Origin of the sequence: Williamsia sp. 1135, from assembly GCF_002095395.1 — a bacterium.
Classification (GTDB): domain Bacteria; phylum Actinomycetota; class Actinomycetes; order Mycobacteriales; family Mycobacteriaceae; genus Williamsia.
On record NZ_MJEI01000092.1, the window covers coordinates 63,438 to 83,177 of the forward strand.

Sequence of the window (19,740 nt, forward strand, 5' to 3'; positions counted from 1 at the left end):
CCCTCTCCGACCGGGAAACGGTCGAACTCCGCTGCGCTTCGTCCGCACACACCCGCGCTCGTGATCGTTTCTAGACCGGGCGTCGCTACTGTGGACTCGTAAATCTGCCCACCTGTCCGGCCGCGAAAGGATCTGACGCCTGTGAACGCTCCCTCCGACATGCTGATCGGCATGCTGCTGGAGCGCCGCTACCGGATCGATGCGCTCATCGCCCGCGGCGGCATGTCCAGCGTCTACCTCGGAATGGACCTGCGGCTCGATCGGCCTGTCGCCGTCAAGGTGATGGACCCGAGATTCTCGGCAGACCCGCAGTTCCTGGCGCGCCTCGAGTTCGAGGCCCGGTCGGTCGCCAGGCTCAAAGATCCCGGACTCGTGGCCGTCTACGACCAGGGCGCAGACGGCGACTATGCGTTTCTCGTCATGGAATTGGTGCAGGGCGGCACCCTGCGCGAGCTGTTGCGCGAACGCGGCCCGATGCCACCCCATGCCGTGACCGCCGTGACGGCACCGGTCCTCGGAGCACTCGGGTCAGCCCACCGCGCCGGGCTCGTACACCGCGACGTCAAACCCGAGAACGTCCTGATCTCGGACGAAGGCGAAGTCAAGGTGGTCGACTTCGGCTTGGTGCGCGCCATCGCCGCAGCGGGCATCACGTCGAACAGCGTGATCCTGGGTACCGCAGCGTACCTGTCCCCCGAGCAGGTCGAGTCCGCGTCCGCCGACGCCCGCTCCGACGTCTACTCCACCGGCATACTCGTATTCGAGATGCTCACCGGCAGAACTCCGTTCACCGGTGACACCGCTTTGGGTCTGGCCTATCAGCGGCTCAACAACGACGTGCCCGCACCGAGTTCGCTCATACCGGGCGTACCGCCGGAGTTCGACGAGTTCGTCCTGACCTCGACTGCCCGCAACCCCGAGAACCGTTATCGCGACGGGTATCACATGCGCGAAGTGCTCACCGAGATCGCAGCCGACCTCGAATTGCCCGCGTTCACGGTGCCCGCCCCGACCCGCTCGGCGGAACGAGAGACCATGGTCGCCTTCCGCGACCGCCAGCAACGGCCCCCGGCGGGCCCACCTGGCGACCCGGATGGCACTGATCCGATCGCCGCCCCGTCGGCGCCACCGCAGCAGGGCGGCCGGAATCCGACGCGGATCCAGACCCTCCCACCCGACACCCGCCATCAACAGCCGCCACCACCCGGGCCCCCACGCCCGCAGGGTCCACCTCCCCCGTCGACGGCGATGATGTCGCAGGCCTCGGCCTACGCAGAACAACGCCGCAAGTCCCGTCGCACAGCGCTCATCTGGGTGCTGGTCGTGATGCTCGTGGCGACACTGCTCGGGGTCGGCGGCTGGTGGCTGGGGTCGGGCCGCTTCACCACTGTCCCGGAATTGACCGGGATGGACCGCGTCACCGCGACGGAGGCCATCGAAGACGCCGGACTCGACGTCGTTGACGACCCGACCTTCGACAACGATCTCCCCGTCGACCAGGTGATGTCGGCGCAACCGGCCCCGGGAACCCGCGTCAGCCGATTCTCCGACGTCACCCTGGCGTACTCGGTCGGGCAGCCGAAGGTTCCCGACCTCAGCGCCGGCGACCCCCTGCCCGAAGTCGAGCAGCGCTTGCGCGACCGCACTCTCGTACCGACGGTGGCCCGGCAGCAGTACAGCAACACCGCACCGAAGGGCTCCGTGGTCTCGCTGACGCCCAACTCCGGGACCACGGTGCCCGTCGGCAGTGAGATCCAGATCACCACCAGCCGCGGCCCCGAACCCATCTCCGTCCCCGATGTGTCAGGTCGTGACCAGGACGACGCCACAAAGCTGCTGGGGACCGCGAAACTCAAGACCGGGAACGTCCGCAAAGAGTTCAGCCCGGACATCGACGGCGGCAAAGTGATCGGCACCAGTCCCGGCGCCGGAGCCATGGCCGAACCCGGAAGCACCGTCGACCTCATTGTCTCGGACGCCATTTCGGTTCCCGACCTGTCAGGCATGACACCCGATGAGGCACGGCGGACCTTGCAGGACGCCGGACTGATCGCCCAGGATGGCGGAACGTCGACAGATGGCACCGCCAGGGCCGGCGAGATCACGTCCGCGAGCCCGGCTTTCGGCGCTCGCGTGGACCCGCGGAATCCCGTGGTACGTATCTTCGTCTCCGATGCCGTCAGCGTCCCCGACGTCACCGGGGACACCGTCGGCACCGCCAAACGCAAACTCGGCGACGCCGGGCTGAAGGTCAACAGCCGGGGCCTGACAGGGTCCGTCATCTCGATCGTCGTCAGTCAGAGCCCATCTGGCGGCACCCGCATCAAACAGGGCACCACGGTCGACATCACCTCGATCCCCTAGCCTCGGGGAGTTCGGGCGGCGAATTGCCGGACAACTGGCGCCCCGCGTCCGCGGATGCCCGCTGTTGTGATCTGATTGTGGGCGACACGGGGTGCCGAATCCTCTCGGCTGAGATCAGACCCGCTGAACCTGACCAGTTAGTACTGGCGGAGGGATGTCCATCATGCCGTCGAACAACGCGCAATCCATCGAGCAGCAGATCGTGCTGATCACCGGCGGGGCCCGTGGGCTCGGCCAGTCGATCACGAGGGCGTTTGCCAACCAGGGCGCGAAGGTGGTCATCAACTACCTGCGAAGCAAGGACGCCGCGGACGCCCTCGTCGCCGAGCTCGGCCCCGATCACGCACTTGCCGTCGGGGCAGACGTCACCGACCCCGAGGCCGTGGCCGCCCTGTTCGACACCGCGCGAGCGCATTTCGACTCACCGATCACCACCGTCGTCAACAACGCCCTCGTCGACTTCTCGTTCAACGGTGACGGCCGACCGAAAGCCGACACGATCACGTGGCCGGACTTCGATGCGCAACTGAAAGGCAGCGTCGCTGCCGCGCTGCACACCACCCAGGCGGCTTTGCCGGGCATGCGCGAAGCGGGTTTCGGCCGCATCATCACCATCGGCACCAACCTCGTCCAGAACCCGGTCGTCCCGTACCACGACTACACCGCAGCCAAGGCTGCGCTCTTGGCGTTGACGCGCACCCTGTCCGCGGATCTCGGACCGGAGGGCATCACTGTCAACATGGTCTCCGGAGGATTGCTCCGCACCACCGATGCCAGTTCCGCGACTCCGGAGGCGGTGTTCGATCTGATCGCCGAGAGCACCCCGCTACGACGCGTCACCACGCCGCAGGAATTCGCAGATGCTGTCCTGTTCTTCGCTTCACCGTGGTCTCGCGCCGTCACGGGCCAGAACTTGGTAGTAGACGGTGGCCTAGTCAAGGACTGACGACCCGACCATCCAGCGTGCCCTACCGACCGCCGACCGTGCCGATCTGACCGCCGAGCGTGCTGTTTCGGCACGCTCAACGGCTGTTTCGGCACGCTCGACGGAAGGCCACCTAGGGCGGTGAGCAAGGCGAACTCGCCCCGCCCGCGTGCGGCCCGCGTGCTCTGGACGGAGGAGCGAGGGAGCGCAGCGACTGAGTCGACGGAGGAAGAGCACGCGATAAAGGGCCGCACGCCCCGCGTAGCGAAGCGGAGCGAAAAAACACAGCTGGTGACACAAGAACCAAACCCGACCCAACCAAAACCCGACCGACCAAAACCAGGCCCGAGCGCACTCAACTAACCCGCGATCAACCCCGCAGCATCTCCGCAACCAAGAACGACAGCTCCAACGATTGCTGGGTGTTCAACCGTGGGTCGCAGGCGGTCTCGTAGCGACCTGCGAGATCGAGGTCCGAGATGTCTTGTGCGCCACCGAGGCATTCGGTCACGTCTTCACCGGTCAATTCGATGTGGACGCCACCTGGGTGACTGCCGAGAGCGTGATGCACCTCGAAGAAGCCCTGCACCTCGTCGACGATGCGGTCGAAGTGGCGGGTCTTGAATCCGGTGCTGGCCTCGTGGGTGTTGCCGTGCATCGGGTCGCATTGCCAGATGACCTTGTGGCCGGTGGCCTCGACGGCCGCGACGATCGGGGGCAGCAACTCCCGGACCTTGCCGTTGCCCATCCGCGCGACGAGTGTGAGCCGGCCGGGTTCGTTGTTCGGGTCGAGCCGTTCGACGTATTCGACGGCGAGTTCGGGGGTGGTGCTCGGACCGATCTTGAGTCCGATGGGGTTGGCGATCAGTTCCGCGAACGCGATGTGGGCGCCGTCGAGCTGGCGGGTGCGGTCCCCGATCCAGAGGAAGTGCGCCGACAGATCGTAGAGGACCTTCTTGTCGCTGTCCGGGACTGCCGGATCGTCTGCCAGTCGCAACATCGCGCGCTCGTAGTCGAGGACCAGGGCCTCGTGTGAGGCGTAGATGTCGGCCGATTCGAGGTTGGAGTCCCGAACACCGCAGGCGTCCATGAACTTGAGGCCACGGTCGATCTCAGAGGCCAAGGCTTCGTATCGGGCGCCCGCGGGCGAGGTACGAACGAACTCCCGGTTCCAGTCATGCACCCGGTGCAGGTCGGCGTGGCCGGCCCCGGTGAGCGCGCGGACCAGGTTCATCGCGGCGCTGGCGTTGGCGTAGGCGCGGACCAGCCGGGACGGATCGTGTTCGCGGACGGTCGACTCGGGCAGGAAGCCGTTGACCATGTCGCCGCGGTACGACGGCAGGCCTAGTGCGTCGGTGTCCGACGACCTCGGCTTGGCGTACTGACCTGCGATGCGCGCGACTTTCACCACGGGCAGGCTGGCGCCGTAGGTGAGCGTCACCGCCATTTGCAGCAGCGTCCGGATGTTGCCTTTGATGTGGGGTTCGGTGTTGTCTGCGAACGTCTCTGCGCAGTCACCTCCCTGCAGCAGGAAAGCCCGACCGAGCGCGACCTCGGCGAGCTGGGCCTTGAGCTGTTCCACCTCGTTGGGCAAGCAGATCGGCGGCACACTCTCGAGCACGGTGCGCATCGCCCGTGCCTTGTCTTCCGGCCAGCTCGGCTGCTGCAATGCGGGCTTCGTCAGCGCCGCCGCAAATCGGGCTGCGAGGTCGCCGGGCAGGGGCGGCAGCTCAGGGAGTTCGTCAAGCGGAACGTCTACGGTCCAGTTCACCACCAGACCAGCCTAGTGCCCCGCCGACATCCGAAACCAATTCATCGCCGGATCACTGCGGCCGGTTCACCGAACTCTCGATGGCGAGCCACTTGTTCAGGTTGTGCCGTGCGTCCGCCAGCGCGTCGTGCGCATCCTTGGGCGCGGCGGGCAACTCGGGGCGTCCGCTGAGTTCCCAGTGCTGCCGCAACTCGCGGGTGTAGCGCGGGAGTTCTCGGGGTAACGCCGTCATCGGACCCCACAGCTGGCACAGGACCACGTGGTCGTACGCACCGACCCAGGCCCACAACTCGATGGTCCCGGGTCCGGAGTTCACGAAATCGAGCAGATCTTCTTTGATCCGGGCGCGGGAGCGCCATGCCTTCGACGCCGGCGACGGCAGCTTGGGAAGGACGTTCGCCCGGACCCATTGGCCGGCCCGGTCAGGGTCGAATTCGGTTGACACGGCGTAGAACTCGCGGCCGTCCTCGGCGACCATCCCGATCGAGACCAACTCGATCGTGCGGCCGTCCTCGATGAACTCGCAGTCGTAGAAGTAGCGCACCGGCGGATCAGGCCGCCGGGGGCGTCTCGGTGACCGGCTCGGCGGCCGGTTGATCTTTGAGGGTCGCGGCGTAGACGTCGACGTACTGCTGCCCGCTCAAGTGCATGAGCTCGTACATGATCTCGTCGGTGACCGCGCGTTCGATGAACCTGTTGCCCTCCATGCCCTCATAGCGGCTGAAGTCCAGCGGCTTCCCGATCTTGACGGTGATGCGGCCGAGGCGCGGGATCGTGGTGCCGGGCGGGTTCAATTCGCTGGTCCCGATCATCGCCACGGGGATCACCGGAACACCGCACTCCATCGCGATTCGGGCCAGACCGGTCTTGCCCTTGTACAGCCGACCGTCAGGAGACCGGGTGCCCTCGGGATACATGGCCATCAGGTCACCGACGTCGAGTTTGCGACGAGCCGACACGAGCGCACCGGCCGCGGCGTCGGCGCCGGTGCGGTCGATCGGGATCTGACTCGAGGCATTGAAGAACCATCGCTGGAACGCGCCCTTGGCCCCGGTGCCGGTGAAGTACTCGCTCTTGGCGAGGAAGTACATCCGGCGCGGCACCATCAGCGGAAGGTAGAAACTGTCGACGACCGCGAGGTGGTTACTGGCGAGAATTGCCGGACCCTTGGCCGGGATATTCTCCAGCCCTTCGACTTTCGGCCGACCCAGGGCCCGCAGCGCAGGTCCCATCAGGATGTATTTGAAGACCCAGTACCACATGTCTTCTCACTCTCTGACGAGCCACAAACGCCCCGCCGCTGTTGCCGACACCACATACGCCGAGAACTTTACCCACCCGGGCGCTGGTCCGTCACAGCCCTGGCCCCCATCCTGGCTATCTGAGCGGCGCCGATCATCCCCGCCGCCTCTCCGAGCTGGGTTCCGCGGATGCGTGCCATCCGCCGGTGTCCTGCTCCGGTCAGCAACGCCGAGTAGTGCTCCCGGGCCTCATCGAGATAGAGCCCCGAGGACGAACCCACGCCCCCGGCCAAGACCACGAGATCGGGATCGAAGACGTCGCACACCATCGCGAGCCCCAACCCGAGCCAGCGGGCGAACTCGGCGAACGCCGCCAACGCGAGCGCGTCACCGTCGTGAGCGGCCGCCGCGATCCGACGACCGGTCAGCGAACCGGGATCGTCGGTGATCTCCCGGGCGAGCTGGCTGTTCCACATGCCGCCGTCCGCGATCAGCTCGACGACGGTGTCCACCAATGCCGTACCACTGCAATATCTTTCCCAGCACCCGAACTTTCCGCACGAGCACGGCCTGCCGTCGGGCATCACGCGCAGGTGTCCGAGTTCGGGGGCGACGCCGAAGCTCCCGCGGTAGATCTCACCGTCGAGGAGCAATCCGGCGCCGATACCGGTGCCGATCGCGATGACCAGGGTGTTGTGACCGCGGGCGGCCGCACCGAAGTGATATTCGGCCACCGCCGCGGCGTTCGCGTCATGCTCGCAGAACACGGGAAGGCCGATCCGGGCCGTCATCTCCTCGGCGACCCGCGCCTCGCGCCACGGCAGGTGGGGAGAGAACCGGATGACCTGCCGGTCGGTGGTGAGAAATCCGGCCACTGCAAGCCCGACCGCGGTCACCGTCCAGCGTTCTGCCAGTTCGGCGACGGTCCAGTCGAGACAGCTCTCGAGTGCGGTCGCCGTCGTGGGGGTCTGAGACCGTACGGTGTCGAGCACCTGGCCGTTCTCGTCCACGACAGCGGCCCGGATGCTCGTCCCGCCGATGTCGATACCGACGGCCATGTCCCCTCTACCCGCGCCGTGCCGGGGCTCGGCGCTCACGTCCTGTCCACGCCGTCGTCACCTACGGGTTCGAAGCGAACGGTGATGGGTTGATACGCCGCATCGCGACCGGTCTCACCCGGCGTGCGAGGCGCGGGCGCCGCCGCGCCGGCACCGATCACCTGCTCCAGCGCAGCCTGGATCGCCTCCAAGATCGCGATCAGCTGTCCCAGTATCTGCCACAGCAGTTCACCTGCCTCTTCGATGATCCCGTCCAAGGCGATCCGCGCCTGTCCGGCGAAGTCGGTCGGCGGCCTGGGTCCACCCCGTGCGCCGGCCTGGCCACCTGATTCGCCGGTTCGCGTGCCGCCCTCGCCGAGGAGGCCTGCCGCCAGCGTGTCGAAACGCTCCAGGACGCCCAGGATGAGGGCGCGCCAGGCCTCGGCGTCCGAGCCTGACCGAGCACCGTCTGCGTCACCGCCATGCTGATGGGTCAAGCCGGCCTTCTCTCGTTCACGCTGCCTTCACGGTCGGGTGGCTCATGCGATGTCCGTCATTGTTACCTATCTGCTACGGCTGGGGCCAGAGACCGGGGTCAGGGCGGAATCGGACCGTCAGCACCCCGCCGTCCCACTGGGCTCCCAAGACCAGACATCGCCGCAGCACCGACGGTAGTCGTACCCGCCTGCGCACTCCACTCACGGTGATCATCAGATCGTCACCGCTACGACCCAGTTGCAGCCCCGAGGGGTCCGGAAGCGCCTGTGTCCAGCTCATCCGGTAGATCGAATCGACTCCTGAACCCGATTCGCGCTCGACCTTGGCCGCTTGGGGCCCCACTGTGTCCATCGGCCGCGACTCGATACGCACTCCGAGCCGCCGCAATGTCAACACCGAATCGATCGGCTCCGAAAGCCATGGCAGGCTTATGAATTCGGCGCCGGAGGTGATCTCGCGCAGCCGTTCGACAGCAGCGGCCTGGACCCTGAGCTGCTCATCCCACCACGTCGCCGGCCCCGCCGCACCGGCGCCCGTCGGCGGAGGTGAAATATTGTCCGGAAGAACACGATTGGCCAGCACGGTACTGAGCGGGAGCCCCATCACCTGCAACACCGAGAGTGCTCGCTCCGCTGTCGCCACTCCGTGACTATCGGCGCCGACGACGAGATGAACGTCGACACCTGTGGTGTCGAACAGCAATTCATCGACGTCCACGCAGTCACGGACGAGCGCGTCGAGCACCGCGACGACCCTGGCGATACGGACATTGTCTGTCGACGCCGCAAGGCGCCGGTGCCTCGGCCACAGCCTCTCGATGGTGTCGGAGACCATCTGCGGAACGCGCAAAAACTCGAACGGGTCCGTACCGCCCGATAGGTCCACCACGACCTGCGACCAGGATCCCGACGCCGCCTCGTCTCGGATCCGGCGCAACGCCAGCAGCGATTCGACGCCGGGCATCCCCAGCACCTCTTCGGGATCGAGTCCCGCGAGCACGGCACCTACCCCGGGGACACCTGTACCCGTCAACTCGCCGGCAGCCAGTGCCGAGCGCACCGTCCCCCAGGTCTGCTCGAGCATCGCCATCGTGTCGAGTTCGAGCAGATCGACTTGCTGCGAGGCCGGGATCGGTTCTCCCGGAACAGAAAAGACACCGAAGACAGTCGCCGCCGAATGAAACCTGTCCAGCGTGACGAGCAAGGTCTTTCCCCGACGGCCGGTGCGACGAGCCTCCCGGTCGCCGGCGGCGGCGGCCGCCGCGACCGTGGTGGTTCCCGCCCCGCCCGCACCGAGTACGAGGTGGATGGGCGCTAGATCGATCAGCCTTCGACCCTCTTCTTGAGTTCTTTGAGCGCTGCGTCCGTGATCGCTTTCTCAGCCCGACGCTTGAGCTGGCCGATCATCGGGATGGAAAGGCCGACGCTGAGCTCATAGGTGACCTTCGTCGATCCGGGGGCCTGCTGCACCAGCAGGTAGCGCCCGTGCTGGGCTGTCTGCAGATCGCTGCTGACCAGATCCCAGGTCACCGAATTGCCGTCGGGTGACCAGTCATAGCTCAATTCGTAGTTGTCCTTGAGGACACCGGCATCGAGGACGAACCGGACCTGCCGGGCCCGCCCTGACGCACCGGGAACCGTCACCTGGACGTCGCGGGCGGCCGAGACCCACTTCGGGTACTGCTCGAAATCGGCGATGACCGACATGATGGCCTGCGCATCGGCGTTGATGACGATGGACTGCTCAGTACGATCCGTCATCTGGCACCCCCGGACGCCGCGACCCCGCCCTCTCCTGCCGCCGGGCCGCCGACGTGGCGACTGGCCTCCAGTCGGTCTTTCACCTCGAACGACATCGCACGACCGGCAACACGCCGACGATGATTGATCTTGCCGACCTCGGTCATCAGCGCGCGGGGCTCGGTGGGCAACTGCGACGTCGGTTCCGCGTGCAAGAAGTAATGGAGCACGAACCCATCGAGCACCGGTTCCAGCCAGAGTTCGGTGGTTCCGTTCAGCGGGCCACTCACCTTCCAGCGCACCCCCTGCTCGGCTCGATCCTCGACTACGGTCAACTGCAGGTCCGGCCACCAGCGACGCCAGTTCGCGCGGTCGGAGATCAGCTCCGTCGCCGATTCTGCGGGCGCCGCGATGAACGTCTGGTCGGCAACCTGAATTCTGGTCACCGCATTAGCTTCACATATCGACCCGGCACGCCCATCACAAACCCTTACTTGTTCCGGTATCCCGAGATCACAGCAGCTGTGCGAGACGTGACGACATGTGTTCCCATCGCCACCGCGACTGCACCCACTCGCGGCCTGCCCGCCCCATCGATTCGGCAAGCTCGCGATTGCAGAGAATGGTCGTGAGCGCCTCGACCAGTCCAGGAAGCGACCGGCCGTCGACCACCAGTCCGGTCTCACCCGGTCGAACGGTCTCCGGTGCCCCGCCCGAGTCACCGGCGATCACCGGTATCCCCGTCGAGGACGCCTCCAGGTAGACGATGCCGAGCCCCTCGACGTCGAGCCCACGACCGCGGGTCCTGGCCGGCATCGCGAACACGTCGGCGATGTTGTGGTACCCGGCGAGTTCGTCGGCAGGTACAGATCCGGTGAAGACGACGTGATCGGCCACCCCGGCCGCGGCCGCGAGCTCGCGCAACCGACGCTGATCGGGCCCGCCCCCGACGATCACCAGGACTGCGCCGTCGATCTGCGCACGCACCTCGGGCAATGCCCGGATCAGCATGTCCTGGCCCTTGCGCGGAACCAATCGCGACAAACAGAGGATCGTCGGAGCCTCGCCCAGTCCGTGACGCTCCCGAAAGTGCTGTCGCGCAACTGGATCAGGCTTGAACCGGTCCACGTCGACGCCGGGCGGCAGGTGTTCCAGTGCCGCCCGCGGGCCGAAAGCAGTAGCGAACCGGCCACGGGTGTAGGTGCTGACATAGGTGATGACGTCGGTGCCACGCCCGATCGTGCCCAGCGTCTGGCGGGCAAGCGGGAGCATCGACCAGCCCACCTCGTGTCCGTGCGTACTCGCGACGACCCGGCTCGCACCCGCCCGGCGCACGGTTCCCGCCAGGGTCGCGAGCGGAGCCGCCGCACCGAACCAGACGGTGTCCACCTGGTGTGCGCGAACGAGTTCGGCTGCCCGGTGGGCGACGATCGGTGTCGGCAGCATCAGCGTGGTGGGGTGCCGGACGACCTCATAGGGCTGTTCCTTGTCGAAACGCACGTGGCTGTCACCACGCCACCTCGGCGCGTAGACGATGATCTCGTCGGCAGGCAGACGGTCGACCAAGTTCTGCAGGTACGACTGGATGCCGCCCTGCCGGGGCGGAAAGTCGTTGGTGACCAACAGCGTCCGATGCATTGGCCCACCGTAGCTGCGTCAGACCTGCTGACCGAGCCAGGCGCGCCACCGGTTGACCAGTTCATCGCGCGAGACGTCGAGCACGATCTGGGCCGCGGTGTTCTGCGCGGTGACCACGAGAGCCGGATCGCTCGGCTGGTCGGCACCGGCCAGTGCCACATAGAAACGCTTGAGTTTGTCGTCACCGTAGGTCTCGGCGATGAACGCCGCGACCGACCAGGCGGACTGGTACGCGAGCGCGGCATCGGGATTGCTCGGTGCGAAGTTCGCATCGGCCGGGAGATCGGCGGGCGGACCGTTCGCGGCGATCTCCGCGGCCAGCGCGGGGGCGGCCTGCTCGAGCCGCGCGTAGGTCCCACGCCTGCCCACGTACTCGGCAACGCCCTCGGTGACCCACACCGGAGCTGCCACTGCGGTGACGGTCCGTGCGGCGACGTGGAACAGCTCGTGCCGCAACACGACGGCAAGAGTGTTCGGATCAAGCTCGGCCGCTTGCGGAGCGAACACGACACGTTGACCCAGCGCGGTCGGTCCCGCGGGATCGATGGAGCTGAAGATGGTCACGGCGGCGGCAGCATCGGCATCCGCCTGGCTCGAGCCGGTGATGGACGCGAACTCCTCGTCGGAGCCCGCGACGATGACGCCGGCGCCCTGGGCCCACCTCGTACCCCAGAAGCCTGTCACCGACTCGGTGGCCGCGGGCAGCTGTTTCGCCAGCGCGTCGGTCAACGGTGAGGTGCCGTTGGTCAGCACCAGCGAGTCCCCCGGCGGAGTGCTCACCGGCCTGGCAGCAGGCTCCTCGTATTGCCAGACCTGGCCCGCCGGAGCTGCCTCACCGAACTCCGGCCCGGAGTCGGCAACGATCTTCCAACCGTCGGGATACCTGGCCATCACCATCGGTACCTCGAGCACCACAGGAGCGCTGTCGATGCCCTCGTAGGCGTATCGCAACTGCACCGGCGCCACCCACGAGTCGCTACTGCCCTGGGCGTCGAGTCGAGCCTGCAACTCGGCGGGCACCAGTCGTTCGGGGCCACGCGTGCTGGACAAGCGATATTCGAAGGTGGAAATCGGCAGACTACCGATTCCCTCTGCGGATCGTCGGGTGCGATCCCGCACGATCTCCGTTGCCGATTGGTCCAGCGCTGTGGCCGCTGTCGCCGCATCACCGTCGCGCAGAGCGGCACTGTAGTCCGCGAGAACTTGCGAAACCCCCAGGGTGCGGGCCTCTTCAAATGGATTCTGTGGACGCTGCGCGCTCTCTCGCGTCTGTGTACCGCTGTCTGCGCCGGAGTCCGTCAGTGTGACCGTGAGAGTGACTGCGAACGCCACGATGACGGCGATCGCCACGGCGACCCACGCCACCCGGCGACCGCGGCGGGCACCGCCCTGCTCATTCTCTGGCGTAGAAGGTTCTCGCACCGTGGGTTTCAGTACCGGCGGGCCGAGTTGAACGGGCCGGCACCGTCGACTGATTCGACCTTGACCGGAACACCGAAGGTGGAGGCATGGATGACGTATCCGTTGCCGACGTACATACCGACGTGCGTGGCGTCGGGGTAGTAGATGATCAGGTCGCCGGGGCGCATGTCGTTCCGGTCGACGGCGGTACCGCCCGCAAGCTGGGCCTGGCTCGACCGCGGCAGGGTCTTGCCCGCCTGCTTGTACGCCCAGACCATCAGACCTGAGCAGTCGAACTGGTCCGGTCCGGTGGCACCCCACACGTACGGATCACCGATCCGGGTGAGAGCGGCCCGCACTGCGATGACCTCGGGCGCAGTGCCCTTGGGAAGCATCGCGGCGTTGAACTCGATCTTGGGGCCCGCGAGCTCGGCGAGTTGTTTGCCGGTGAGGGCCTCGTACATCGCCCTGATCTCGGTGGCCTTGAAGACCCGCTCACTCTGTTTGGCCTGCAGATCGGCGCTGGTCTTTTCTGCGGTTGCGACAGCCGCTTCCGCCTTCGCCTTGGTGTCGTCGGCCAGTTTCTTGGCCGACTCGGCCTTCTCGTTCGCGAGTGTGAATTTGCGGACGTCGTCAACGGTCTGACGGGACACCATCTCCAGCCCGGACATCTGATCGAGCAGGGATTGTGGTGAGTCACTGACGAGTACGGCGTACAACCGGTTGACCCGGGCGCCTTTGTAACTGGCACTGACCAGGGCGTCGACCGCGCCCTGCAGCCCTTCTGCCTGCTTCTTCAAATCCGCGAGGGTCTGGTCTGCGGCGGTGGCCTCTGTCGTGGCCGCGGCGACCGCTTCACGCTGCTTGGTCAGCTCGATCGTCGTGCTGTGAATGGCTTCGGTGGCCTGCTCGGCCTCGCGACCGAGCGACTTGTACTCGGTCAGCATGTCGTCCGGGCTCCGCGGACCGGGTTCGGCACCCGCCGGGACGCCTGCCCCCAGGGCAACCGCCAGCGCCAGCACAACTGCGGCGATCACTGTCCGCATCACGGCGACATATCGCTCATGCACCACGACGATGTAACTCCTTAATACCTGCAGCGGGCCCGCTCGCGCGGCCCGTGACACTTCAGCACCCACCCCAACCCGGCCAGGCTACACAGCGTTCCACGGCGGCGACGCCGCTATCGGCGCACCCCCTCCCGAGGGTCCGGCCCGGAAGCCACTTGGGCGGGTCCGCTGTGATCAGCGATCCCGCCCAAGTGGCCGTATTCAATTGTTGTCGCTCAGTAGCGACGAATGTCGAGGACCGACTGGTCGTTCAGACCCATCTTCGCCACGGGCACACCCTCGGTCGAGGAATGCACGACCTGGCCGCCGCCGATGTAGATGCCTGCGTGTCCGCCGCCGTTGTAGATGACGACGTCGCCGGGCTGGGCGTCGGCAGCGCTCACGCTGGTGCCGCCACCGAGCTGGCCGTAGCTGTCACGCGGGATGTTCTGTCCGGCCTGCTGATGCGACCAGTAGACGAGGCCAGAGCAGTCGAAGGCGTCCGGGCCTGCTGCGCCGTAGACGTACGGCGAACCGATCTTGCTCACGGCGGCGTCGGCAGCGATCTGGCCGACGGGCTTCGCCTGCGGAGCGGCGGCCTGCGGCAGGAAGCTCTGGGGCTTGAGTTCATTCGGGATCTGACCCTCGGTCACGCCCGGGATGTCGAATGTTCCGACGCCTGGGACGGTGATCGGTGCGGCCATGGCCGGTGCAGCTGCCATACCCATTGCGCCGAGTGTGATGGAACCGGCGATCAATGCGCCACGGGCACTCTTCATGCCGCGGTTCGGCTGTTGCAAACGATGTTTCGCCACGAAGCGAGGTCTCCTTGTTTCTTCCCTGTCCGCCGACCGGGTTAGCTGTCGGATTCGGGCCGGAAGATGGCCCTACCCGTTGAACCCTGAAAACCTTTCGGCCTCAGGGTCCGGTGGGATTCACCCCGGATGCGACTTGTGGTCGACATCAGTGGTTCCCCGGCTCACCTTGCTAGGTGATTGAGCGGCGACCTCACGATCCTCTCCGGTTGGAGGGGACGCTTTCGTAAGGTCTCAGGAAGGTTACGAAACGCCGGTGGCCCGTGTCCACTAGGAGGACGACACAGGTGCCTGCGGCGTGTCGCCTCACATGGCCCACAAATGGGCCCCTTCTTCGGGAACTAATGGGGCCTTACCTGCGTTGATCCGACGAACGTGATCGTGTGTGTCAGACTTCGACAACATGCCGGCCGCACTGAACAGTGCGGTGGCCGCCTCGATGTTGGCCTCGTCGTCAATAACGAATTCATCACAGCGAACTTCGGAGTTCTTGCTGCTCGGGACCCCGACAGGCCCCAGAAAAACGGTCATCATGCAGTCGTCGCAGGCGATGTGTCGCCCCGGGCAGGTGCTGCAGTCCAGAAGCATTGTGATCTCCGTCTCATTCGGTCGCCGACCCCTCTTAGGGGGCCCTCAGGGTTTTCCCCGAGGCCGGATCGCCGACTTTTGATCCATTGCCCCGGACGCTAGCGGCACCGTCCGACAACCCTTTTCGGTCGCGTTCACCACGGTGTACGCAGTGGCCCAGATCACCGCCCCGAGCGCGCCGCGTGCGAATGTGTCAGAGCTTCGAACTAGTGTTCGTGGGGTGAGTGTTACCGATGAGGCCAATGGGACTCAGCTCTCGTTCGAAGACCCCGCTCTGGGCCACCCGGATGACGAGCCGCTGTGCTCCATCACGTTCGTGGTGGTTGATCTGGAGACCACCGGCGGGAGCTCGGCACACGATCGCATCACGGAGATAGGTGCGGTGAAGGTCCGCGGCGGCGAGGTGATCGGAGAGTTCGCCACCCTGGTGGACCCGCAGCGCGGGATTCCGCCCCATATCGTTCGGCTGACCGGGATCACCCAGGCCATGGTCTATCAGGCGCCCACGATCGAAGAGGTCCTGCCGGCTTTCCTCGAGTTCGCCAAAGATGCGGTGATAGTCGCCCACAACGCCGGTTTCGACACCGGCTTCCTGCGAGCCGCAGCCGCCGCCATGGGCCACCCCTGGCCGTTCCGCAGGGTGCTGTGCACCGTGAAGCTGGCTCGCCGCGTGCTGACCAAGGACGAAGCACCCACTGTGAAGTTGTCTGCGCTGGCCTATCTCTTCCGGGTCCAGACCCGACCGACCCATCGAGCCCTCGACGACGCCCGCGCCACCGTCGAAGTGATGCACCGCCTGTTCGAACGCGTGGGGAATCTGGGCGTCGAAACCTTTCGCGATCTCCTCGACTATCTGCCCGGGGTACCCAGGGAGACCCGAAACAAACGAGTACTGGCGGATCATCTGCCCTCCGGCCCCGGCATCTACATGTTCCGAGGCCCCTCGGACGAGGTCCTGTATGTGGGTACGGCCGTGGATCTGCGACGCCGGGTGCGCAGCTACTTCACCGGCTCGGAGAGCCGTACACGCATCAAGGAGATGGTGGCGCTGGCCACCCGGGTCGATCACGTCGAGTGCGCACACCGACTCGAGGCGGGCGTTCGCGAACTGCGATTGCTCGGCGCTCACGCGCCGCCCTACAACCGACGCTCCAAGTTCCCCCACCTCGGGTGGTGGATCTGCCTCACCGACGAGGCCTTCCCCAGGCTCAAGATCAGCCGCAGCGCGTCCACCGTCGCCCTGGGCCCCTTCCGTTCAAGGGCCGTCGCCTACGACGTCGCCGACCTCATCGCCGAGTCCTGTGGCCTCCGGACCTGCCGCGCAGCCCTGAAGGCCACCGGCCGTCACACGTGCGAGGTGGGCCCGGACGGACGCAGACTGGTCGGCGGATGTCACGGTGCGACACCGACGCCGTTGTCGGCGCTGCAGTACTCCTCCCGCGCCGAGATCACGGCCGGCTTGCTCACCGGACGGACCGACACCCCCGTTCGCGCGGCCATCGATCGCCTCATGGCCCTGTCGGACGCGGAACTCTTCGAGAACGCAGCTCGGTTGCGTGACCGACTCGACCAGTTGGTGGGGCAACTCGAACGGTGTCAACGACTGGCTGCCCTCGCGCGGATCTCCGAACTGGTGGCGGCGGGTCCGGACGGCAGCGGCGGCTGGGAGCTCGCCGTGATCCGACACGGCCGCCTGGCCAGTGCGGGTGTCGCAGCTCGCGGGGTCCCGCCGATGCCCGTCGTCGCCGCACTCGCGGCGGCTGCCGAGACCGTGCTCCCCGACCCCGGCCCGCTCCACGGCGCGCCGCACGAGGAGGTCGCTCTGATCTATCGCTGGCTGACCACACCCGGAGTCAGGATAGTTTGCGCCACAAGCGGTTTGAGCCTTCCGCTACATGGCGGCGCCCGCTGGACCCAGTGGCGGGACATGGCCGGCTCGGCCCATCGAACCCTGCGGGAGACCGCCGAACACGATTCCCCCGGTCGAAGGAGCTCTACAGCACCCGCGCCCGTGCCCGTCCTCTCGCACCGCGGCGGGGCCGCCGGCCCCCGCACACCGGCATCTCGCGGCACTAGTCTGGACGCATGATTACCGCGATCGTCCTGATCCAGACCGATGTTCACCAGATCCCGGAGACCGCGCAGGCGGTTGCCGACATCGCCGGGGTCACCGAGGTGTTCTCGTGCGCGGGTGACGTCGACCTCATCGCCAAGATCCGGGTCCGCGAACACAGCGACATCGCCGACGTCGTCACCGCGGGCATCAACCGGTTGCCCGGTGTCAAGCACACCGCGACGCACATCGCCTTCAAGAGCTATTCGAGCGCCGACATCGACGCGGGTTTCTCGATCGGCGAATAGACCTCTACAGAGAGTTGCTCAGCCGCACCCAGTCGGCCAGCAGTGCCGTTGCGGCACCCGAATCGATGGCTGCGGCCGCCACGGCCAGCTGCTCCCGCAGTTGTTTGTGGAGATCGATGTCGGGGCGAGGCCGGTAAGCAGTCAATGCCCCAGCCGCGTTGAGCAATACAGCGTCGCGAACCGGACCGGTCATCCCGAAGAACAGCTCGTGGGCGACCCGGGCGTTGTATTCGGCATCGGCACCCTGCAGGGCCGACAGTTCGACGCGGGCCAGCCCGATCGTGGTCGGGTCGACCACCTGCCTGCGTACGGTGCCTCCCGCGACCTGCCACACCGTCGACGTCGCAGTCGTGGTCAGTTCATCGAGACCGTCGTCACCGCGCACCACGAGCACCGAGTGCCCGCGCTCGGCGAAGATCTGCGCGAGGACCGGCGCGAGGTCCGCAAATGCGCATCCGACCAACCCGCTACTGGGCTGAGCCGGGTTCGTCAGCGGCCCGAGCATGTTGAAGACGGTAGGGATACCGATCTCCTTGCGGGCTGCAGCGGTGAAGCGCAGAGCGGGGTGAAAGACCGGCGCGAAGCAGAACCCGATACCGAGCTGCTCGACGCACCGGGCGACACCGTCGGCGGTGAGGGAGATCTTGACGCCCAGGGCCTCGAGGACGTCGGCGCCGCCACTCTTGGAGGACGCCGCGCGGTTCCCGTGTTTGACGACGGGCACCCCGGCCGCTGCCACCACGACAGCAGTCATGGTGGAGATGTTCACGGTGTTGGATCGGTCCCCGCCCGTCCCGACGATGTCGATGCAAGGAACCGAGGTCGGTACGACGGTGGAGTGACTGAGCATTCCCGCCGCCAGACCACGCAGTTCCGCGGATACCGGGCCCTTGATCTTCAGTGCCACCCCGAATGCCGCGATCTGGGCCGAGGTGGCGCTGTCGGACATGATCTCGTTCATCGCCCACTCCGCATCGGCAACGTCGAGATCACTGCCGGCGCAGAGGGCACCGAGTATCAATGGCCACGTGCGGGCCTGCGCATCGGAATGGGTCACGGCCCAGAGCCTATCGAGGTGGCTGCAACACCTGCCAGGCCAGCACCGTGCCACCGTGCCGCTGCGCCAATCCGGCCATTCGCGATCGTTCCTGCGACACGTGCAGGGCGTCGATCAACTGCACCCTGGCAAGGGCGAACAATTCACCCTCGACATCGATCCCCTTGGACGCCTCCGCAGGCACCGGAACACGTCGATAATGGTCCTGCGCCGCCAGCTCGACGGCCGCGCGAACCGCGCTGGAAGGTACAACCAGAACGTGGCGCAGGACCGACTGCTCGTCCTCGCGCCATGCCGAATCGGACAACGTCGTCGATGCGGCGACACTGTCGTCGAAACTCTCCGCGGTGACGACCAGCTCCGGATCGTCGACGGACAACTCCGCGTTGGGCTTTCGGTTGCCACCCAGCCGCGAGGTCCATTGCTTCCACCGCGATGCCTCGATCGGGTTCCCGTTCACGTCTCGTGCCACCCCACCACCCTCCCAGGTGCCGATTTCGTAAGGCCGGGACACGCCGAATCCTGGGGTTTTGCTGCCCCCTACCAGGGTCTGCGTATCCGCCCGAAAAAAAACCTGGACCCAAGTAGTCAGGGGTTACTACGAACCGTCATACTTCTGGGGTGACTAGCGCTGCAGCACCCACAGGATCAGCTATCACCCAGCGCGTGCACTCGCTGAACCGGCCGAACATGGTCAGCGTCGGCACGATTGTGTGGCTTTCGAGCGAGCTGATGTTCTTTGCCGGACTATTCGCGATGTACTTCGTCGCGCGGGCCGGAAACTACGGCAATTGGCCGATGGAGCCCACCGAGCTCAATCTGACCTTGGCGATCCCCGTGACAACGGTGTTGATCCTGTCCTCGGTCACCTGCCAGCTCGGTGTGTTCGCCGCGGAGCGCGGCGACGTGTTCGGCCTTCGTCGGTGGTACACGATCACCCTGATCATGGGCGCGATCTTCGTCGCCGGACAGGCTTACGAGTACTACCACCTGGTCCACGAGGGCACGACGCTCTCGTCGAGCGCCTATGGGTCGGTCTTCTACATCACCACCGGCTTCCACGGCCTCCACGTCATCGGTGGACTCGTCGCCTTCGTGTTCCTACTGATCCGTACGAGGCTCAGCAAGTTCACGCCGGCGCAGGCAACCGCTGCGATCGTCGTGTCGTACTACTGGCACTTCGTCGACATCGTGTGGATCGCACTATTCGCGACCATCTACTTCATCCGGTAACGCGCCCAAACCGATCTTCAGCC

19 protein-coding genes and 2 riboswitches are annotated in these 19,740 nt (G+C 66.3%); of the genes, 5 read left to right on the forward strand and 14 right to left on the reverse strand.

Annotation, left to right across the window (positions count from 1 at the left end):
* Positions 1–141 precede the first annotated feature (141 nt).
* Positions 142–2,364 carry a Stk1 family PASTA domain-containing Ser/Thr kinase gene (gene pknB / locus BFL43_RS13450; protein WP_240498238.1) on the forward strand — a complete coding sequence of 741 codons (2,223 nt, stop codon included), beginning with the start codon at positions 142–144 and terminating at the stop codon, positions 2,362–2,364.
* A gap of 77 nt (positions 2,365–2,441) precedes the next feature.
* Positions 2,442–2,536, forward strand: a riboswitch (TPP riboswitch).
* The gene (locus BFL43_RS13455; protein WP_084893079.1) at positions 2,528–3,310 is read left to right on the forward strand and encodes a 3-oxoacyl-ACP reductase; all 783 of its coding nucleotides are present in this window, start codon (positions 2,528–2,530) and stop codon (positions 3,308–3,310) included. (Overlaps the previous riboswitch by 9 nt.)
* A gap of 349 nt (positions 3,311–3,659) precedes the next feature.
* Here the strand turns inward: BFL43_RS13455 and BFL43_RS13460 are convergent, their stop codons facing one another.
* The 12 genes from BFL43_RS13460 to BFL43_RS13515 all read right to left on the reverse strand — a co-directional run bounded on the left by BFL43_RS13460 (position 3,660) and on the right by BFL43_RS13515 (position 14,478).
* Positions 3,660–5,063 (reverse strand): 3-deoxy-7-phosphoheptulonate synthase class II, encoded by a 1,404-nt coding sequence (locus BFL43_RS13460; RefSeq protein WP_084893042.1) that lies wholly within the window; start codon positions 5,061–5,063, stop codon positions 3,660–3,662.
* Between the two features lie 49 nt (positions 5,064–5,112).
* Positions 5,113–5,604 carry a polyadenylate-specific 3'-exoribonuclease AS gene (locus BFL43_RS13465; protein WP_084893043.1) on the reverse strand — a complete coding sequence of 164 codons (492 nt, stop codon included), beginning with the start codon at positions 5,602–5,604 and terminating at the stop codon, positions 5,113–5,115.
* A gap of 7 nt (positions 5,605–5,611) precedes the next feature.
* Positions 5,612–6,322: a lysophospholipid acyltransferase family protein gene (locus BFL43_RS13470; protein ID WP_084893044.1), complete on the reverse strand. Its 711-nt coding sequence runs from the start codon at positions 6,320–6,322 to the stop codon at positions 5,612–5,614.
* A 68-nt stretch (positions 6,323–6,390) separates the two neighbouring features.
* Entirely contained in the window at positions 6,391–7,359 is a 969-nt protein-coding gene (locus BFL43_RS13475) for an ROK family protein (RefSeq protein ID WP_084893080.1), read from the reverse strand.
* A 35-nt stretch (positions 7,360–7,394) separates the two neighbouring features.
* On the reverse strand, positions 7,395–7,835 hold the full coding sequence (locus BFL43_RS13480; protein ID WP_084893045.1) for a hypothetical protein: 441 nt from the start codon (positions 7,833–7,835) through the stop codon (positions 7,395–7,397).
* A 73-nt stretch (positions 7,836–7,908) separates the two neighbouring features.
* On the reverse strand, positions 7,909–9,162 hold the full coding sequence (locus tag BFL43_RS13485) for an ArsA-related P-loop ATPase (protein WP_084893046.1): 1,254 nt from the start codon (positions 9,160–9,162) through the stop codon (positions 7,909–7,911).
* Positions 9,159–9,596: an SRPBCC family protein gene (locus BFL43_RS13490; protein WP_084893047.1), complete on the reverse strand. Its 438-nt coding sequence runs from the start codon at positions 9,594–9,596 to the stop codon at positions 9,159–9,161. Before BFL43_RS13490 ends, BFL43_RS13485 begins: the two co-directional genes overlap by 4 nt.
* Positions 9,593–10,021: an SRPBCC family protein gene (locus BFL43_RS13495; RefSeq protein ID WP_084893048.1), complete on the reverse strand. Its 429-nt coding sequence runs from the start codon at positions 10,019–10,021 to the stop codon at positions 9,593–9,595. The genes BFL43_RS13490 and BFL43_RS13495 overlap by 4 nt, the downstream gene beginning before the upstream one ends.
* A 67-nt stretch (positions 10,022–10,088) precedes the next feature.
* On the reverse strand, positions 10,089–11,213 hold the full coding sequence (locus BFL43_RS13500; RefSeq protein ID WP_084893049.1) for a glycosyltransferase family 4 protein: 1,125 nt from the start codon (positions 11,211–11,213) through the stop codon (positions 10,089–10,091).
* An 18-nt stretch (positions 11,214–11,231) separates the two neighbouring features.
* Positions 11,232–12,635, reverse strand: coding sequence for a hypothetical protein (locus BFL43_RS13505; RefSeq protein WP_143695302.1), 1,404 nt, complete (start codon positions 12,633–12,635; stop codon positions 11,232–11,234).
* Between the two features lie 8 nt (positions 12,636–12,643).
* Positions 12,644–13,687: a C40 family peptidase gene (locus tag BFL43_RS13510; RefSeq protein WP_084893051.1), complete on the reverse strand. Its 1,044-nt coding sequence runs from the start codon at positions 13,685–13,687 to the stop codon at positions 12,644–12,646.
* Between the two features lie 212 nt (positions 13,688–13,899).
* Complete coding sequence (locus BFL43_RS13515; protein WP_084893052.1) at positions 13,900–14,478, reverse strand: C40 family peptidase; 579 nt, start codon at positions 14,476–14,478, stop codon at positions 13,900–13,902.
* 15 nt (positions 14,479–14,493) lie between these two features.
* A riboswitch (cyclic di-AMP (ydaO/yuaA leader) is annotated at positions 14,494–14,675 on the reverse strand.
* Between the two features lie 611 nt (positions 14,676–15,286).
* Between BFL43_RS13515 and BFL43_RS13525 the strand changes: the two genes are divergently transcribed.
* Positions 15,287–17,155: a DEDD exonuclease domain-containing protein gene (locus BFL43_RS13525; protein ID WP_206186663.1), complete on the forward strand. Its 1,869-nt coding sequence runs from the start codon at positions 15,287–15,289 to the stop codon at positions 17,153–17,155.
* Positions 17,152–17,427: an Lrp/AsnC ligand binding domain-containing protein gene (locus BFL43_RS13530; protein ID WP_084893054.1), complete on the forward strand. Its 276-nt coding sequence runs from the start codon at positions 17,152–17,154 to the stop codon at positions 17,425–17,427. Before BFL43_RS13525 ends, BFL43_RS13530 begins: the two co-directional genes overlap by 4 nt.
* A gap of 4 nt (positions 17,428–17,431) precedes the next feature.
* Here the strand turns inward: BFL43_RS13530 and trpD are convergent, their stop codons facing one another.
* Positions 17,432–18,484 carry an anthranilate phosphoribosyltransferase gene (gene trpD / locus BFL43_RS13535; protein ID WP_084893055.1) on the reverse strand — a complete coding sequence of 351 codons (1,053 nt, stop codon included), beginning with the start codon at positions 18,482–18,484 and terminating at the stop codon, positions 17,432–17,434.
* 10 nt (positions 18,485–18,494) lie between these two features.
* Complete coding sequence (locus BFL43_RS13540; RefSeq protein WP_346425963.1) at positions 18,495–18,998, reverse strand: hypothetical protein; 504 nt, start codon at positions 18,996–18,998, stop codon at positions 18,495–18,497.
* 107 nt (positions 18,999–19,105) lie between these two features.
* Here BFL43_RS13540 and BFL43_RS13545 point away from each other — a divergent pair, with 107 nt between their 5' ends.
* Entirely contained in the window at positions 19,106–19,717 is a 612-nt protein-coding gene (locus tag BFL43_RS13545) for a heme-copper oxidase subunit III (RefSeq protein ID WP_081729571.1), read from the forward strand.
* Positions 19,718–19,740: the final 23 nt, after the last annotated feature.

Coding starts and splice junctions, on each gene's coding strand:
- BFL43_RS13455 (WP_084893079.1), top strand. CDS start 2,528: ATGCCGTCGAACAACGCGCAATCCATCGAGCAGCAGATCGTGCTGATC.
- BFL43_RS13470 (WP_084893044.1), bottom strand. CDS start 6,322: ATGTGGTACTGGGTCTTCAAATACATCCTGATGGGACCTGCGCTGCGG.
- BFL43_RS13475 (WP_084893080.1), bottom strand. CDS start 7,359: ATGGCCGTCGGTATCGACATCGGCGGGACGAGCATCCGGGCCGCTGTC.
- BFL43_RS13500 (WP_084893049.1), bottom strand. CDS start 11,213: ATGCATCGGACGCTGTTGGTCACCAACGACTTTCCGCCCCGGCAGGGC.
- BFL43_RS13490 (WP_084893047.1), bottom strand. CDS start 9,596: ATGACGGATCGTACTGAGCAGTCCATCGTCATCAACGCCGATGCGCAG.
- BFL43_RS13530 (WP_084893054.1), top strand. CDS start 17,152: ATGATTACCGCGATCGTCCTGATCCAGACCGATGTTCACCAGATCCCG.